Annotated in this window: 1 protein-coding gene; it reads left to right on the top strand. The window is 53.3% G+C overall.

Translation table 11 applies throughout. From position 1 onward, the window contains the following. Positions 1-53: 53 nt before the first annotated feature. A protein-coding gene (locus tag BEB54_RS28125; RefSeq protein ID WP_236943389.1) for an IS1-like element IS1A family transposase occupies positions 54-751 on the top strand; the annotation gives its coding sequence in 2 pieces (ribosomal slippage) (positions 54-303 and positions 303-751; 699 coding nt in all). Positions 752-767 lie beyond the last annotated feature (16 nt).

The following is a 767-nucleotide window of genomic DNA, read 5'->3' as shown; positions in this document are numbered from 1 at the left end:
TGATGCTGCCAACTTACTGATTTAGTGTATGATGGTGTTTTTGAGGTGCTCCAGTGGCTTCTGTTTATATCAGCTGTCCCTCCTGTTCAGCTACTGACGGGGTGGTGCGTAACGGCAAAAGCACCGCCGGACATCAGCGCTATCTCTGCTCTCACTGCCGTAAAACATGGCAACTGCAGTTCACTTACACCGCTTCTCAACCCGGTACGCACCAGAAAATCATTGATATGGCCATGAATGGCGTTGGATGCCGGGCAACTGCCCGCATTATGGGCGTTGGCCTCAACACGATTTTACGTCACTTAAAAAACTCAGGCCGCAGTCGGTAACCTCGCGCATACAGCCGGGCAGTGACGTCATCGTCTGCGCGGAAATGGACGAACAGTGGGGATACGTCGGGGCTAAATCGCGCCAGCGCTGGCTGTTTTACGCGTATGACAGGCTCCGGAAGACGGTTGTTGCGCACGTATTCGGTGAACGCACGATGGCGACGCTGGGGCGTCTTATGAGCCTGCTGTCACCCTTTGACGTGGTGATATGGATGACGGATGGCTGGCCGCTGTATGAATCCCGCCTGAAGGGAAAGCTGCACGTAATCAGCAAGCGATATACGCAGCGAATTGAGCGGCATAACCTGAATCTGAGGCAGCACCTGGCACGGCTGGGACGGAAGTCGCTGTCGTTCTCAAAATCGGTGGAGCTGCATGACAAAGTCATCGGGCATTATCTGATCATAAAACACTATCAATAAGTTGGAGTCATTACCC

The organism is Escherichia sp. MOD1-EC6021 (assembly GCF_002965245.1).
In the GTDB taxonomy this organism is placed as follows: Bacteria; Pseudomonadota; Gammaproteobacteria; order Enterobacterales; family Enterobacteriaceae; genus Escherichia; species Escherichia coli_F.
The sequence above is the reverse complement of the archived record's forward strand: the minus strand, read 5'-3'. Positions and strand labels throughout refer to the sequence as shown.